The organism is Pseudomonas sp. PDM20 (genome assembly GCF_014852575.3).
In the GTDB taxonomy this organism is placed as follows: Bacteria; Pseudomonadota; Gammaproteobacteria; order Pseudomonadales; family Pseudomonadaceae; genus Pseudomonas.
Genome location: NZ_CM181224.1, coordinates 239,356 through 253,678 on the forward strand (window position 1 = coordinate 239,356; position 14,323 = coordinate 253,678).

The 14,323-nt window shown below is 66.7% G+C and carries 17 protein-coding genes; 15 read left to right on the forward strand and 2 right to left on the reverse strand.

The genetic code is table 11. The features are described from left to right. Window positions 1-2 precede the first annotated feature (2 nt). The 15 genes from fliF (at window position 3) to IB261_RS01220 (ending at window position 12,865) form a co-directional block, all read left to right on the forward strand. Window positions 3-1,697: a flagellar basal-body MS-ring/collar protein FliF gene (fliF, locus tag IB261_RS01150; protein ID WP_192383407.1), complete on the forward strand. Its 1,695-nt coding sequence runs from the start codon at window positions 3-5 to the stop codon at window positions 1,695-1,697. Further along, a complete protein-coding gene (locus tag IB261_RS01155; protein ID WP_045213334.1) occupies window positions 1,675-2,715 on the forward strand; it encodes a FliG C-terminal domain-containing protein in 1,041 nt (346 codons plus the stop codon). Before fliF ends, IB261_RS01155 begins: the two co-directional genes overlap by 23 nt. Before the next feature lie 6 nt (window positions 2,716-2,721). Further along, on the forward strand, window positions 2,722-3,420 hold the full coding sequence (gene fliH, locus IB261_RS01160) for a flagellar assembly protein FliH (RefSeq protein WP_081518789.1): 699 nt from the start codon (window positions 2,722-2,724) through the stop codon (window positions 3,418-3,420). A gap of 2 nt (window positions 3,421-3,422) precedes the next feature. Then, window positions 3,423-4,754: a flagellar protein export ATPase FliI gene (gene fliI, locus IB261_RS01165; protein WP_192210438.1), complete on the forward strand. Its 1,332-nt coding sequence runs from the start codon at window positions 3,423-3,425 to the stop codon at window positions 4,752-4,754. Continuing rightward, complete coding sequence (locus IB261_RS01170; protein ID WP_045213329.1) at window positions 4,754-5,176, forward strand: flagellar FliJ family protein; 423 nt, start codon at window positions 4,754-4,756, stop codon at window positions 5,174-5,176. Before fliI ends, IB261_RS01170 begins: the two co-directional genes overlap by 1 nt. Before the next feature lie 172 nt (window positions 5,177-5,348). Continuing rightward, window positions 5,349-5,633 (forward strand): flagellar biosynthesis anti-sigma factor FlgM, encoded by a 285-nt coding sequence (flgM, locus tag IB261_RS01175; RefSeq protein ID WP_081518787.1) that lies wholly within the window; start codon window positions 5,349-5,351, stop codon window positions 5,631-5,633. Continuing rightward, window positions 5,630-6,070, forward strand: a complete 441-nt coding sequence (gene flgN / locus IB261_RS01180) for a flagellar protein FlgN (RefSeq protein ID WP_081518786.1) — start codon at window positions 5,630-5,632, stop codon at window positions 6,068-6,070. Before flgM ends, flgN begins: the two co-directional genes overlap by 4 nt. A 328-nt stretch (window positions 6,071-6,398) precedes the next feature. Beyond that, window positions 6,399-7,748: a flagellar filament capping protein FliD gene (gene fliD, locus IB261_RS01185; protein WP_192383406.1), complete on the forward strand. Its 1,350-nt coding sequence runs from the start codon at window positions 6,399-6,401 to the stop codon at window positions 7,746-7,748. Next, window positions 7,745-8,143, forward strand: a complete 399-nt coding sequence (gene fliS / locus IB261_RS01190) for a flagellar export chaperone FliS (RefSeq protein ID WP_081518784.1) — start codon at window positions 7,745-7,747, stop codon at window positions 8,141-8,143. Before fliD ends, fliS begins: the two co-directional genes overlap by 4 nt. Further along, complete coding sequence (locus tag IB261_RS01195; protein ID WP_081518783.1) at window positions 8,127-8,444, forward strand: hypothetical protein; 318 nt, start codon at window positions 8,127-8,129, stop codon at window positions 8,442-8,444. Before fliS ends, IB261_RS01195 begins: the two co-directional genes overlap by 17 nt. A gap of 3 nt (window positions 8,445-8,447) precedes the next feature. Continuing rightward, window positions 8,448-9,608 carry a flagellar hook-length control protein FliK gene (locus tag IB261_RS01200; RefSeq protein ID WP_192383405.1) on the forward strand — a complete coding sequence of 387 codons (1,161 nt, stop codon included), beginning with the start codon at window positions 8,448-8,450 and terminating at the stop codon, window positions 9,606-9,608. Window positions 9,609-9,652: 44 nt separating this feature from the next. Further along, window positions 9,653-10,141, forward strand: coding sequence for a flagellar basal body-associated FliL family protein (locus IB261_RS01205; protein ID WP_192383404.1), 489 nt, complete (start codon window positions 9,653-9,655; stop codon window positions 10,139-10,141). A 6-nt stretch (window positions 10,142-10,147) separates the two neighbouring features. Next, on the forward strand, window positions 10,148-10,909 hold the full coding sequence (locus tag IB261_RS01210; protein WP_081518780.1) for a FliA/WhiG family RNA polymerase sigma factor: 762 nt from the start codon (window positions 10,148-10,150) through the stop codon (window positions 10,907-10,909). A 13-nt stretch (window positions 10,910-10,922) separates the two neighbouring features. Next, window positions 10,923-11,795, forward strand: coding sequence for a flagellar motor stator protein MotA (motA, locus tag IB261_RS01215; protein WP_081518779.1), 873 nt, complete (start codon window positions 10,923-10,925; stop codon window positions 11,793-11,795). Further along, window positions 11,792-12,865 carry an OmpA family protein gene (locus tag IB261_RS01220; RefSeq protein WP_192383403.1) on the forward strand — a complete coding sequence of 358 codons (1,074 nt, stop codon included), beginning with the start codon at window positions 11,792-11,794 and terminating at the stop codon, window positions 12,863-12,865. Before motA ends, IB261_RS01220 begins: the two co-directional genes overlap by 4 nt. A gap of 6 nt (window positions 12,866-12,871) precedes the next feature. On the opposite strand, the gene IB261_RS01225 is transcribed toward IB261_RS01220, so the two are convergent. Both IB261_RS01225 and IB261_RS01230 read right to left on the reverse strand, forming a co-directional pair. Then, window positions 12,872-13,360 carry a hypothetical protein gene (locus IB261_RS01225; RefSeq protein ID WP_192383402.1) on the reverse strand — a complete coding sequence of 163 codons (489 nt, stop codon included), beginning with the start codon at window positions 13,358-13,360 and terminating at the stop codon, window positions 12,872-12,874. Next, entirely contained in the window at window positions 13,348-14,187 is an 840-nt protein-coding gene (locus IB261_RS01230; RefSeq protein WP_167523247.1) for a winged helix-turn-helix domain-containing protein, read from the reverse strand. The genes IB261_RS01225 and IB261_RS01230 overlap by 13 nt, the downstream gene beginning before the upstream one ends. Between the last annotated feature and the right edge of the window lie 136 nt (window positions 14,188-14,323).

Genomic DNA, 14,323 nt, shown 5'->3' on the forward strand with positions numbered 1-14,323 from the left:
CAGTGCTGCAGAATCTCAAAGGGCGCCTGCCGCTCGACAAACTCAAGCTCGACCCGCGCCTGGGGCTGCTTGGCATCGCCCTGGGCGCCGCCCTGCTGGCCGCTGCCGTGGTCTTCTACCTGTGGCGCGACCAGGGTGCCTACCGTCCGCTGTATGGCGCCGGCGAAGCCTACCCGGCCGCTGACGTGATGCAGGTGCTGGACGCCGAAGCCTTCGACTACCGCCTGCACCCGCAGAGCGGCCAGGTGCTGGTGCGCGAGGAAGACCTGGCGCGCGCCCGCATGCTGCTCGCAGCCAAGGGTGTGAAGGTGTCCATGCCGGCCGGCTACGAGCTGTTCGACAAGGACGAGCCGCTGGGCACCAGCCACTTCCTTCAGGACGTGCGCCTGAAGCGCAGCCTGGAAGGCGAGCTGGCCCGGACCATCATGGGCCTGAAAGGCATCGAGCAGGCGCGCGTGCACGTCGCCCGCGAAGACAGCAATTCCTTCGTGGTCGGCCGGCGCGACCCGGCCAAGGCCTCGGTGCTGCTGCAACTGGCGCCCGGCCAGCGGCTGAGCTCCGAGCAGGTCGGCGCCATCGTCAACCTGGTGGCCGGCAGCGTGCCGCAGCTGAAGCCCGAAGACGTCAGCGTGGTCGACCAGAACGGCGTGCTGCTGTCGCGCGGCATCAGTGGCGTCGGCGGCCCCTCGCAGAACTGGCAGGCGGTGGATGAGTATCAGCGCAAGGCCGTGGGCAATGTCGAGGAAGTGCTGGCGCCGGTGCTCGGCCTGGGCAACTACCGCATCAGCGTGTCCGCCGACATCGACTTCAGCCAGAAGGAAGAAACCCTGCAGGCCTACGGCGAAGCGCCGCGCCTGCGCAGCGAAGTGCTGCGCAACGAGAGCACGCTGGACCAGCTCGCCCTCGGCGTGCCCGGCTCGCTGAGCAACCGTCCGCCGGAACCGCCACCGCAACAAGGGCAGAACAACGCCCAGGGCAATAACCAGGCTGCTCCAGGTAACGGCAAGGTCGCCAATACCGACAACAAGGCCGCGACCTCGACCCGCGAGGAAGCCACCCGGCAGAACGACTTCGACCAGAGCGTCACCCACATCAAGTACCCGGCCTTCGCCCTGCGCCAGCAGAGCGTCGCGGTGGTGATCAACGCTTCCACCGCGCCCGAGGGCGGCTGGACCGACAAGGCTCGCGCCGACCTCGAAGCCATGGTGAAGAGTGCCGTGGGCTTCAATGCCCAGCGCGGCGACCTGATCACCGTCAGCGTGTTCCCCTTCGCCGCCACGGCAGTGGAAGAGTCCACCGCCAGCTGGTGGGAGAGCAGCGCCCTGCAGTCCCTGGTGCGCTACACCGTGCTCGGCCTGATTGCGCTGCTGTTCCTGCTGTTCGGCGTGCGCCCGGCCGTGCGCAGCCTGACCCAGCGCGTGCAGCCGACCGCCACCGCCGAGCTGCCTGAAGGCGGCGCCGAGTATCCGTTGGCGCTGGATGCCGAGCGGCGCCTGTCGCTGGGCAGTGAAAGCGTCGGCGGGCTCAATGTGCTCGGCGAGCTGAACCCGCTCTCGGAAATCCGCCTGCCGGCGCCGGGCTCGGGCCTGGAGCACCAGATCGAGCATCTGCAGATGCTGGCGAAGAACGACCCGGAACGGGTCTCGGAAGTGATCAAGCACTGGATTGGCCGCAATGACCGACACGAGCCTGCCTGAAGAAACGAAAAAGCGCGGCCCGCAGATGCGCGCCGTGAGCTCCCTGGAACAGGCGGCGATCCTCATGCTGAGCATGGGTGACGAAGCTTCCTCCGGCATCCTGCGCAACTTCAGCCGCGAGGAGATCGTCAGCATCAGCCAGGCGATGGCGCGGCTGTCGAACGTCAAGCAGAACACCGTCTCCGACGTGATCGGCCGGTTCTTCGACGACTACAAGCTGCAATCCAGCATCAAGGGCGCCTCGCGCTCCTACCTTGCCGGCATGCTCGGCAAGGCGCTGGGCAGCGACATCACGCGCAACCTGCTGGACAGCATCTATGGCGAGGAAATCCGCGCCAAGATGGCGCGCATGGAGTGGATCGATCCCAAGCAGTTCGCCGCGCTGATCGCCAAGGAACACGCGCAGATGCAGGCGGTGTTCCTCGCCTTCCTGCCGCCGGGCATGGCTACCGACGTGCTCGAAGCCATGCCGCCGGAGCGCCAGGACGAGCTGCTGTTCCGCATCGCCAACCTCAGCGAGGTGAACAGCGATGTCATTGCCGAGCTGGAACAACTGATCGACCGCAGCCTGCGCGTGCTCTCCACCCAGGGCTCGCAGGTGCGCGGGGTTAAGCAGGCGGCGGACATCATGAACCGCTTCAAGGGCGACCGTAACCAGATGTTCGAGCTGCTGCGCGCCCACAACGACGACCTGGTCGGCAAGATCGAAGACGAGATGTACGACTTCTTCATCCTCTCCCGGCAGAACCAGGAAGTGCTGCAGACCCTGCTGGAAGTCATCCCGCTGGACGAATGGGTGGTCGCCCTCAAGGGCGCCGAGCCCGAGCTGGTGCGCGCCATCCAGGGCGCCATGCCCAAGCGCCAGGCGCAGCAGATGGAGTCCATCAACCGCCGCCAGGGCCCGGTGCCGCTGAGCCGCGTGGAGCAGGTGCGCAAGGACATCATGGGCGTGGTGCGCGAGCTGGCCGCCGAGGGTGACCTGCAGGTACAGCTGTTCCGCGAGCAGACGGTGGAGTAACCGCGCATGGCGATCAAAGTCATCAAGGCCGACAGCCGCGCCTGGCGCCCCTACCGCTTCCCGCCGCGCTGCGCCACGGCCAGCGCCGACAACCATGGCTGGGACAGCGACCCGGCAGCGCGCCAGCGCGCCATCTCCGAGGGCTTCCAGGAAGGCCTGGAACGCGGCTACCAGGACGGCGTCGGCGAAGGCCGTGAAGCCGGCCTGCGCGAGGGCTTCGAAGCCGGTCGCCAGGACGGCCTGCGCAAGGGCCGCGAGGAAGGCCGCGCCACCGGCCGCCAGGTGTTCGACGAGGCCAGCGCGCCGCTGCAGGCCGCCGTCGAGGCCTTCGGCGAGTACCACCAGGCCTTCCAGCGCAGCCGCCAGAAGGAGCTGCTGGAGCTGGTGCAGAAGGTCGCGAAACAGGTCATTCGGGTCGAGCTGACGCTCAACCCCACCCAGTTGCTGACCCTGGCCGAGGAGGCCCTTGCGGCCATGCCGGGCGAGCAGGGCGAGGTGCAGATCCTGCTCAACCCGGAGGAATGCGCGCGCATCCGCGAGCTGAACCCCGAACGCGCCGCCAAGTGGCGCCTGGTGCCGGACGAACGCCTGGCGCTGGGCGAATGCCGCGTGGTCACCGCCCAGGCGGAAGCCGACATCGGCTGCCAGCAGCGCCTGGACAGCTGCATGGAAGCGCTGAGCGCGCACCTGCAGGACGAGGACTGAAGATGGCCCTGGGTGACGGCTTCAAGCTCGAAGAAGCGCTGCGCTCGCTGGACTCGGTCCAGCTGGCGCGGGTCAGCGGTCGCCTGGTGCGTGTCTCCGGCCTGTTGCTGGAAAGCCTCGGCTGCCGGCGCATGACCGGCCAGCGCTGCTACGTGGAAGTCGCCGACGGCGAGCGCCTGGAGGCGCAGGTGGTCGGCTTCAACCGTGACATCACCTACCTCATGCCGTTCAAGAAGCCCGTCGGCCTGACCTCCGGCTCGCGGGTCTTCCCGGCGCCGGACGAAGCCGTGCTGCACATCGATCATTCCTGGCTGGGGCGCGTGGTCAACGGCCTCGGCGAACCCCTGGACGGCCTCGGCAAGCTCGCCGGCCGCCACCCACTGCCCACCGAGCTGCCGCAGGTGAACCCGCTGCGCCGGCGCCCGGTGTCCGAGCCGCTGGATGTCGGCGTGCGCGCCATCAATGGCCTGCTGACCCTGGGCAAGGGCCAGCGCGTCGGCCTGTTCGCCGGCAGCGGCGTGGGCAAGAGCGTGCTGCTGGGGATGATCACCCGGCAGACCAAGGCCGACGTGGTGGTGGTCGGGCTGATCGGCGAACGCGGCCGCGAGGTGCAGGAGTTCATCCTGCATTCCCTCGGACCGGAAGGCTTGCAGAAGGCCGTGGTGGTGGTGGCGCCGGCCAACGAGTCGCCGCTGATGCGCCTGAAGGCCACCGAACTGTGCCACAGCATCGCCGCCTACTTCCGCGACCAGGGCAAGGACGTTCTGCTGCTGGTCGACTCCCTGACCCGCTACGCCATGGCCCAGCGCGAGATCGCCCTGGCCCTGGGCGAACCGCCGGCCACCAAGGGCTACCCGCCGTCGGTGTTCGGCATGCTCCCGGAGCTGGTGGAAAGCGCCGGCAACGGCGAGGGCGAGAGCGGCAGCCTGAGCGCCATCTACACGGTTCTGGCCGAGGGCGACGATCACCAGGACCCGATCGTCGACTGCGCCCGCGCCATCCTCGATGGGCACATCGTGCTGTCGCGCCGGCTGGCGGACGTCGGGCACTACCCGGCCATCGACATCGGCGCCTCGGTCAGCCGCTGCATGAGCCAGGTGGCGGACCCGCTGCACCTCTCGGCGGCGCGGCAGTTCAAGGAATTCAGCGGCACCTATGAGCGCATCAAGGAACTGATCCCGCTGGGCGGCTACACGCCGGGCATGGATGTGAAGACCGACCGCGCCGTGCAGCTGGCGCCGATGCTGGAACGCTACCTGCGCCAGGAGACCGCCGACGGCGCGGAGCTGGGCAACAGCGTCGCCACCCTGCAAAGCATCGTCGGGGGCCGCTGATGAAGACGCAGATCGACATGCTCGGGCGCCTGGCCGACGTGCGCGGCGGCAAGGTCCGCGAGCTGCTGGGACGGGTGAATTACCAGCAGAATCTCTGCCAGCGCTACCGCAACAACATTACCGGGCTGGACCGCCTGTGCGGCTTCAGCGTGGCCACCAGCACGCCGCTGCAGCGGCACAACCAGCAGCAGTACAAGGCCACCCTGCACAAGATGCTGCAGTTGCAGCGCCGCGAGCTGGAAGTTGCCGAACAGACCCTGGCGCGCATCCAGGGCGAGCTGATGGCGGCCATGCGCAGCGAGAAGGTGCTCACGCAGGTGATCGAGGCCAAGGTCGGCCAGTGGCAGCTGCAGCTTGCGCAGCAGGAGCAGAAAATCCAGGATGGCCTCGCCGCGCAGTCCTGGTGGCGGGCGCGGGCGTGAAGGCAATGGCGGATAACTCGTTCCGAGTTATGCGCCCTACGACGGGGTGACCCGTAGGGCGAATAACCGCTAGCGGTTATCCGCCGTTTGTTCCGCGAAAATCGGCATTTAAGTTTTGCTTCGAGGCGGTCGCCCTCTGAGGGAAAGGCCCAAAAACATTCGGATACCGACCATGGAAATCACCCGGCAACTGACCAGCGTCGCGCTGGCCACCAGCGAGTCCGCCAAGAGCGCGCGCAACGAGCGCGCCGCCCCGGTGGCGGAGACCAGCGCCAGTGCGCCGGTCAGCGATTCGCTGCGCCTGGACGAAATGCAGGAAACCCTGCGCGCCATGCCCGACGTGGACCAGAGCCGCGTCGCCGAAATCCGCCGCGCGCTGATGAATGGCGAGCTGCAGAACGACACCAGCGTGCTTGCCACCAGCATCCTCTCCTACCACCGCGGCAGCGACGCATGACCCAGCGCGCGCGGCTGTTGCAGGTGATCGAGCAGGACGTCCAGCAGGATGGCCGCGATTGCCTGGCGCTGCGCGATCGCCTGCAGGAGCTGTATCGCCATCTGTTGGCGCGGGACAGCGCGCAGATCGAAGCGCTGAACCCGGACATCCAGGCGCTGCTCGAAGCCGTCGCCGGCCGTGCCCAGCGCCGCAGCCGCGTGCTGCGTGCCTTCCACCTGCCGATGGACGCCGACGGCATGCGCACGCTGCTGTCCAACTACCAGCCGCCGCGTCGCGAGGAACTGCAGCAGGAGTGGCTGCAGCTGGGCCAGCTCACCGCCCAGTGCAAGCGCCTCAACGAGCGCAACGGCAAGCTGCTGGCGATGCACCACGACATCCTCAGCCAGCTCATGGGCGACCCGCGCGAACAGCCGGTGTATTCGCGGCAGCTGTACTGAGCCGCCGCAGGGCGAGCTGCGATCAGGCTCAGCACTGGACTCCCCTGTAGGAGCGGGCCATGCCCGCGATCGCGCGCATGACGCGCTCCTACAAAAAGCGCGGCTGCCAGACTCCCCGTCGAAATCCCTTAACGAATCCCTCCCCACGGTCGCCCTTTCCCTGCATCAGGGGGCGCGCCCGGCAGGCGGAAATGCCGCTTCCCGCTGCGCGCCAAAGTACGCCGGGCGGAAGTGAAGCTTCTCCCCGGTAATCCCGAAAAGCCCCGTACGGCGGGCCTTCCGGCATTGGCACCGTAATTGCTCTTCCGACCCAAAGAGGTGGATTCACATGGCGACCATAGATTCCGATTACGTCAAGCAGATGGCCCAGCAACTGGCCACGTACGATGTGCAGAGCGGGCTGAACAAGGCCGACCGCAACAAGGCCTCCTATCAGGCCCAGCTGACCGCCGTGACCTCGCTGGAAACCGCGCTCAAGACTTTCTCCACTGCGGTGAAAGGCCTGCAGGGCACCACCGGCAGCAACACCAGCATGCTGGTCAACAGCGCGACCATGAGCAAGGACGGCTACCTCACCGCCACCGTCGGCAAGAGTGCCGTCGCCGGTCGCTACGACTTCTTCGTCGAACAGCTCGCCACCAGCCACCAGCTGTCCTTCTCCGGCCTGCAGACCAGTGACATCGACACCCAGGGCACCCTGACCCTGACCCAGAACGGCAAGTCCTTCGACATCGACCTGAGCAAGGTCGACACCGACGGCGACGGCGCCAATTCCATGGACGAGCTGGCCGCGGCGATCAACAAGGCCACCGACAACACCGGCGTGAAGGCCACCCTGGTGCGCAGCAATGGCCAGGTCTCGCTGGTGCTGGGTGCCGAGAAGTCCGGTGCGGACAATGCCATCAGCCTGTCGCTGAGCGGCACCGACAGCGCCAACAGCGCCTTCGAGACTGCCATCGGCAACCCGCAGGAGCTGTCCAAGGCACAGGACGCCCGCGTCCGCCTGGGTGGCGAGAGCGGCATGCTGCTGACCAATGCCAGCAACACCTTCGACAACATCATCGATGGCGTCAGCGTCACCTTCACCCAGGCGCAGAAATCCGGCGAGCAGCCGATTTCCATGACCATTTCCCAGGACCAGAGCGAGACCAAGAAGAAGGTGCAGACCTTCATCGACGCGTTCAACGCCCTGGCCAGCCAGATCGACAGCCTGACCGCCTCGGGCGATCAGAGCGGCAACTCCCGTGGCGCCCTGGCCGGCGACTCCAGCGTGCGGGCCATCGAGAACAGCCTCAACCAGATGCTGCGCACCACCTTCAATGGCGCCAACCTGATCAGCTTCGGCATCAGTGCCGACCGCAACGGCAAGCTGACCCTGGATTCGACGCGCTTCGAGAAGGCCATCGCCGCCGACCCGGAAGGGCTCGACAAGCTGTTCATGGGCAAGGGCAACCTGCTCGACAGCACCGACAAGGCGCTGTCGCTCTACACCAGCAGCGTCAACGGCGTGCTGAAGAACCGCAAGGAGTCGCTCAACAGCAGCCTGAAGCGAGTCAACGATGACTACGACAACCTGCAGAAGCAGTACGACACCTACTACGCGCGCTACCTCAAGCAATACACCTCGATGATGCAGACCATGCAGTCGATGGACCAGACCAGCGGGATGTTCGGATGACCGCCTACGGCATGAACGAAAGCTACGACAGTTACCGGATGATCGACCTGGAATCCAGGGCCGCGTCGTCCTCGCCCTATGAACTGGTGCTGGTGCTGTTCGACGGCCTGCTCGACGAGCTGGCCCGCGCCCGCGGGCACATCGAGCACAAGCGCTACCAGCAGAAGGGCCGCTCCCTGGAGAAGTGCCTGAACATCCTCAACGGCCTCAACGGTGCGCTCGACTACGAGAACGGCGGCGAGACCGTGCAGGGCCTGGCGCGTCTCTACGACTACTGCATCTACCGGATCTCCGACGTCAGCGTGTCGCTGGATGTCGCCGGCATCGACGAAGTGGTGCGCCTGCTGGGCATCCTGCGTGAGGGCTGGGAGGGCGTGAGTGCCGGACGTGGATGATCGCCAGCGCCTGCTGCAGCTGTACGAACGGCTGGGTGGGGCGCTGCAGCGCAAGGACTGGAAAGCCATGGGGCAGGTCGACCTGGCGATCCGCGCGCAACTGGTGGCGATGTCGTCGCAGGCCGGGCTGGCCGCCGATGTGCTGCTCGCCAAGAAGCACCTGAAGCGCCTGCATGAGCAGGCGTCGCAGGCCTGCGCCGAGGAGTGCGAGCGCCTGCGCCGCCTCCTGCTCTCGCACCTGGAATATGCCGAGGGACGCTCGGCATACATGCAGGTGGATACGTACCAGGAGGGTCGATAGACCGTGATCCAGCTACCGACCCAATCCCTGCCCAGTGCCGACCGTGATAGCGCGCCGGTGGCCGAAGCGCGCCCGCAGGATTCGCGTCGTGGTGATGCCGGCGCCGTCAGCGTTGCCGGCTTCGGCGCGCAACAACCGGCGCAGTCGAATGCCGGTGAACGGACCATCAGCGTGCAGTCCTTCCTCGCGCAGTTCGATACCGCGCAGGTCGAGGAATCGCTGCAGCAGTCCAGCGCTGCGGTGCCGGCCACGCCTGAAGCCCTGCCTGCGGAGATGCGCGACAGCGCTACGCCGGACCAGCAGGCCGAAGAGGCTTCGCCCTCCGGTGCCGAGAGCTGGCTCGCCGGCATGCTCAGCCAGGCGGGTCTGGTGGTGCAGGCGCGGGACAATCCGTCCGAGCAGACCAGCGCGCGCGTCGCCGGCTTCGCCACCCAGGCCGCCGATTCATCTGCGCAACCGGCGCCCGCCGCGGTGAAGCAGGAGGATGTGTTGCTGCCGCCTGCCGAACTCTCCGATGAACCCGGCAAGGTCACGGCGCCGACACCCCGCGAGGCAACCCAGAGCCAGGCGCAGACGCTGCTGCAACAGCATCTGGCCGTTGCCACACAGGCATCGGATTCCAGCATGCCAGCGCTGCCGGGCGCTGCGCTCGATCCGCGCCTGCCGGCCACCGACGGCAATGCCCAGCCCGCCGCCTCGACACCGGCCTCGCCGTTATTCGACAGGCCGCTGCACCTCAAGGGCAGCAACGACGCCCACTGGGGTGAGCAGATGGTCAGTGCGCTGCGCGACAACGTCGAGCTGCAACTCGGCCAGCGCGTGCAGAACGCCACGATCCGCCTCGATCCGCCGGAGCTGGGTGCCCTGGAGATCCTCGTACGCCACGAGGCCGGCCAGCTCAACGTGCAGATATCCGCGTCCAACGGCGACGTGGTGCGCCTGCTGCAGAACACCAGCGAGCGCCTGCGCCAGGAGCTGGTCGGGCAGAACTTCCTGCAGGTCAACGTGCAGGTCTCATCCGATTCGCAGTCCGGCCAGCAGGGCCAGCAGAACCGCCAGCGCTTCGCCGAGGAACAGCTTGCGGTGGCCGCCAACCCGCGCGATGCGCAGGCGGGCGAACGCTCTTCGCCGCGTGGCGACAGCGACGTACTGATTACCGTGTAGGCCGCCAGCGGCCCGTACTCCCACAGGATTTTTCGAGAAACCCCATGACCACGCCGCGTCTCGTTCTACTGATGCTCATCGTGAATATCGCCGTCGTGCTGGGTGGCGTGTTCGTCAACTACAAGATGATCAAGTCCGCCAGCCTCGCCCCGGCCGCCGCCGCTTCCGGCAAGGAGGGTGGCAAGGACGACGCCAAGGAGGAGGAAGAGCAGGAGAGTGCCGAGTACCTCTTCGTGCCGGTGGAGAAGATCATCGTCAGCTCCCGTGGTGAGGATCGCGAGCACTACTTCGTGATCGACCTGGTGCTGCAGGCCAAGGCCGAGCAGGAGCGCAAGAAGCTCGAGAGCGTCGCGCCGATGGTGCGCAGCTCGGTGGTCGCCAACCTGACCCCGGAGAAGTTCGAAGTGCTGCGTGCGATGCCCATCGGCGACGTGCAGACGCGCCTGGAAAAGGCGGTGATCGACGACTTCGCCACGCGCAAGGTGGTGGTGCCCTTCGAGCATGTGATGCTCAGCAAGATGATCGTCCAGTAAGCCGTCATGCACGCCCTTCGCGATCCTGCCCTCAGCTATGCCAGTGGCGCCGCTGGCTACGCCAGCGCCGAAGGCGGCCACGCGCGCCTGTCGCCGGCGGCCGAGCAGCGCTGGATGATGCAGTACCTGCCGCTGGTGCGGCGCATCGTCAGCCAGCTGTCGCTGCAGGCCAACCAGGTGCTGGATCGCGAGGACATGGAACAGATCGGCCTGATGGGCCTGCTCGAAGGGCTGCGCCGCTACGGCGAGCCGGATGAGCAGTTCGGCCGCTTTGCCGCGCTGCGCATTCGCGGCGCCATCCTCGACGAACTGCGCCGCCAGGACTGGCGCCCGCGTCAGGTGCGGCAGCAGGCGCACAAGGTGCGCGACGTCATCCGCGCGCTGGCACGCCAGCTCGGCCGCGTGCCCAGCGACGAGGAAGTGCTCGCCGCCACCGGCCTCGACGAGGCGGGCTACCAGGATTACCTGCGCGCCGAGTCCTCCGAGGCCATCGAGAGTTTCGATGCGCTGCTGCAGAACGGCCACGACGGCGTGCAGGGCAGCGGTGACGCACTGGAAGAACGTGTGCTCAAGGAGCGCCTGCTGGCCCAGGCGCTGGAGCGCCTCAACGAGCGCGAGCGGTTGATCCTCAACCTGTATTACCAGCACGAGCTGAACCTCAAGGAAATCGCCCTGGTGCTGGAGCTGACCGATGCGCGCATCTGCCAGCTGATGAAGCAGGCGATCGGCAAGTGCAGCCGTTTCCTCAACGACCCCGACCCTCTCTGAAGAACCCATAACCATGCAGAAAATCATCGGCGCCCTGATCATCATCGCCGCCGTGCTCGGCGGCTACGCCATGGCCCATGGCGACATGCGCGCACTCTGGCAGCCGGCGGAGATGCTCATCATCCTCGGCGCGGGCCTGGGCACGCTGGTCGTCGCCAACCCGCGCGAAGTGCTGCTGGAGATGTGCTCGCAGATCAAGGGCGTATTCGTCTTCAAACGCCGTGGCGAAGAGTTCCAGCGTCAACTGCTGATGCTTCTCTACGAGCTGCTGGAGATGGTCGACGTCGGTGGCCTGAAGGTGCTCGACGCACACATCGAGGAGCCGGACCAGAGCGACCTGTTCGCCCGCTACCCGCTGATCCTCCAGGAAAAGAACCTGATGGCGTTCATCGCCGACAACTTCCGCCTGATGGCCATGGGCAAGATCAGCGCCCACGAGCTCGAAGGCTTCCTCGAACAGGAACTGGACGCCATGGAGCACGCCCTGCTGCAGCCGTCCAAGTCGCTGCACAAGGTCGGCGAGGCGATGCCCGGTTTCGGCATCCTCGCGGCGATCCTCGGCATCATCATCACCATGGGCAACATCGGTGGCTCGGTGGCCGAGATCGGCGCCCACGTGGCCGCCGCGCTGGTGGGTACCTTCTTCGGCATCTTCGTCTGCTACTGCCTGATGGACCCGCTGTCCAACGCCATGTCGCAGCGCGTGAAGACCGAGCTGTCGGCGCTGGAATGCGTGCGGACCACGCTGGTCGCCCACGTTGCCGGCAAGCCCACGCTGCTGGCGGTGGACGCTGGTCGCAAGCTGATCGAGCAGGACGTGAAGCCGGCCTTCAAGCAGCTGGAGACCTGGGTCACCCGCTATGAGGAAGAGCGGGACGCAGCATGAAGAAACGTGCCGACAAGCACAGCGAAGTCATCATCAAGCGCCGCAGCAAGAAGGGCCACGATGATGAACACGGCGGTGCCTGGAAAGTAGCCTTCGCCGACTTCACCCTGGCGATGATGGCGCTGTTCATGGTGCTGTGGATCGTCCACCCGCAGACCGAACCGCAACCGGTGGCGGTGGGCGACCAGGATGCCAACCCGGTGGTCGATGGCGGTGCCGGCGTGTTCGACGGCGCCAGCCGCACTCCCGTCGAGCTGGACGGCATGCCGCAGCCGATCAAGACGCCGGAGAAGCCCGCGCCGCAGCTTGCGCTCGACGCCGGCAAACAGGGCAAGGCCAGCGAGCAGGCGAAGGATTCCAGCGTGCAGCAGGACGGCGAAGGTCGTCAGTACGACAGCAACGAGGACCTGCGCGAGCTGGCCGAACTGATCCGCGAGGTGTCCGGCAAGGTCGACGCGCTGGCCAACATCGAAGTGACGGTGGTGCCGCAGGGGCTGCGCATCCTGATCAAGGACGACCAGCAGCGCTTCATGTTCGCCCGCGGCCAGGCCACCCTCGACCCGCACTTCCAGACCCTGCTCGGCGCGCTGTCCGGCGTGCTGGCCAAGGTGCAGAACAAGCTGATCCTCAGTGGCCACACCGATGCCGTGCAGTACCGTCGGCCGGATGGCTACAACAACTGGAACCTCTCCGGCGACCGCGCCCTGCGCGCGCGCAACGTGATGGTCGACAGCGGCCTGCCGGCCGCGCATGTGTTGCAGGTGGCGGCCCAGGCCGACGTCATGCCGCTGCGCCCGGAGGACCCGAAGAACGGCGCCAACCGGCGTATCGAAATCCTCCTGCTGACCCAGCGCGCGGAGAGCCTGTACCGCGAGATCTTCGGCGAGAGCTATGCCCAGGTGCACTACTCGGAGTCAGGCGCGAAGCTCATCGAGCCGCAGCCGCAGCCGCAGCCGCAGCCGCAGCCGCAGCCGCAGCCGCAGCAGGAGACGGAGGTGAAGGCGCCGGCTTCAGCGGCGCTCGAAGCAACGGCTCCCTCCAGGGCGGCGGAGCCGACATTGAAGCTCTGAGAAGACTCAGCGATTGCGCAGTTGGCGCGGACAGAACACCTGGCGGGTTTCAACGCCATAAAGGCAGCCGCCCAGGGGTTCGAGGGTGATGCGGGCGCCGCGCTGGCGGCCGTAGAGCAGGTTGAAGATCAGCTCGCTGTCCAGGCCACTGTCGGCCTGCAGGTTGCTGATGCTGTTCTCCTCCACCTGCAACTGGAAGCGCCCGCCCAGGTCGTTGCCGACCAGGCCCGAGACTTCGAGGATGTTGGCGTCCTGCTGGATCATCGAGTAGAAGCGCCCCTCGTGGAACATGGTGGTCTGGGCGATCTCCAGCACCTTGCCGTTGCCCAGCACCACCTGCCCGGAGGAGGCGTAGCGGCCGTCGATGGCCGAGGTGTTGTGGGCGTGCTTCCACAGCATGCCCAGCGCCAGGGTCAGGCAGATCACGCCGAACAGCGAGATCACCAGGCAGCGGCGGGCCGCGCCGACCTGGCGGCGTAGGTTCAGTTCAGGCACTTGCGCAGCTGCTCCTGGGGAATCCGGGCGACCTGGCTTTCATGGATCAGCAGCCAGTTGGAATTGCCTCCGGGTTGCACGCAGACCAGTTCGTAGAAGCCCGAGGTCATGTGCAGCATGAGGCCGATGGGGCGGCTGGCCAGGTCGGCCAGTTGATGGGCCAGGGGGCGGGTGTTGCTGATCAGCCGCTGCAGGTCCTGTTCGTTGTCTTCGACGTAGGTGATCTGCAGGGAGCCGAGGTTCTGTTCGGCGGTGAGGACCGGGCTGCGAACCTGGGTGTAGTAGAAGGCGCCGGAGAGGACCAGCAGGCCGAGGATGCAGAGGCTGGCGGCGGCGAGTTTCAGGCGCCGCAGATTCGGCGGTCGCAGCCCGGGGACGGGAACGAGCTCTTCCAGCGGAATGACTTCCGGGGTGGCGTCGGTGATTTCCGCGTCCGGCTCGCTGGCCTGGCCGATCAGGTACTGCGGGTTGAACATGTAGCCACGACGCGGCAGCGTCTGGATGATCTGCCGCTGCTTCTCGTCCGCCAGCACCTGGCGCAGGGTGTAGATCTGCTGGTTCAGGCTGCCCTGGCCGACCACCCGGTCGGACCACGCATGGGTCAGCAGCTCATCGCGCGCCACCACGTCGCCCGGGCTCTGCAGCAGGCGTTCGAGCACGCGGCTGCCGGAAAAGCCCAGGTCGATGCGCTCTACCTGGCCGTCACGGTCGAGGTCGAGTTGATAGAGCGCGGGATAGAACTGCGCGACGCAATCGGAACGCCCGGTACGGAGGGTCAGGCAGGCGATCGGCCGACTGTCCGCTGGCGTGGAAGTGAGTGTGTTCATCTTGCCCTTGCGAGCCGCTCCCTTGACGGTCGCGGGGAAACTCCATTTGTCCATGGAGGCAGAGGCATTATTTTGACGTCAGAAAAATGTGGGTGCAAGTTCTGAATTTTGCACACTCGTGCTTGCAATTTTCACA

Bases quoted from the DNA above. Each gene is read 5' to 3' on its own strand.
- IB261_RS01220 (WP_192383403.1), top strand. From the start codon at position 11,792: ATGAAGAAACGTGCCGACAAGCACAGCGAAGTCATCATCAAGCGCCGC.
- IB261_RS01210 (WP_081518780.1), top strand. From the start codon at position 10,148: ATGCACGCCCTTCGCGATCCTGCCCTCAGCTATGCCAGTGGCGCCGCT.
- IB261_RS01170 (WP_045213329.1), top strand. From the start codon at position 4,754: ATGAAGACGCAGATCGACATGCTCGGGCGCCTGGCCGACGTGCGCGGC.
- IB261_RS01155 (WP_045213334.1), top strand. From the start codon at position 1,675: ATGACCGACACGAGCCTGCCTGAAGAAACGAAAAAGCGCGGCCCGCAG.
- flgM (WP_081518787.1), top strand. From the start codon at position 5,349: ATGGAAATCACCCGGCAACTGACCAGCGTCGCGCTGGCCACCAGCGAG.
- flgN (WP_081518786.1), top strand. From the start codon at position 5,630: ATGACCCAGCGCGCGCGGCTGTTGCAGGTGATCGAGCAGGACGTCCAG.
- fliI (WP_192210438.1), top strand. From the start codon at position 3,423: ATGGCCCTGGGTGACGGCTTCAAGCTCGAAGAAGCGCTGCGCTCGCTG.
- fliD (WP_192383406.1), top strand. From the start codon at position 6,399: ATGGCGACCATAGATTCCGATTACGTCAAGCAGATGGCCCAGCAACTG.
- IB261_RS01230 (WP_167523247.1), bottom strand. From the start codon at position 14,187: ATGAACACACTCACTTCCACGCCAGCGGACAGTCGGCCGATCGCCTGC.
- motA (WP_081518779.1), top strand. From the start codon at position 10,923: ATGCAGAAAATCATCGGCGCCCTGATCATCATCGCCGCCGTGCTCGGC.
- IB261_RS01205 (WP_192383404.1), top strand. From the start codon at position 9,653: ATGACCACGCCGCGTCTCGTTCTACTGATGCTCATCGTGAATATCGCC.
- fliH (WP_081518789.1), top strand. From the start codon at position 2,722: ATGGCGATCAAAGTCATCAAGGCCGACAGCCGCGCCTGGCGCCCCTAC.
- fliS (WP_081518784.1), top strand. From the start codon at position 7,745: ATGACCGCCTACGGCATGAACGAAAGCTACGACAGTTACCGGATGATC.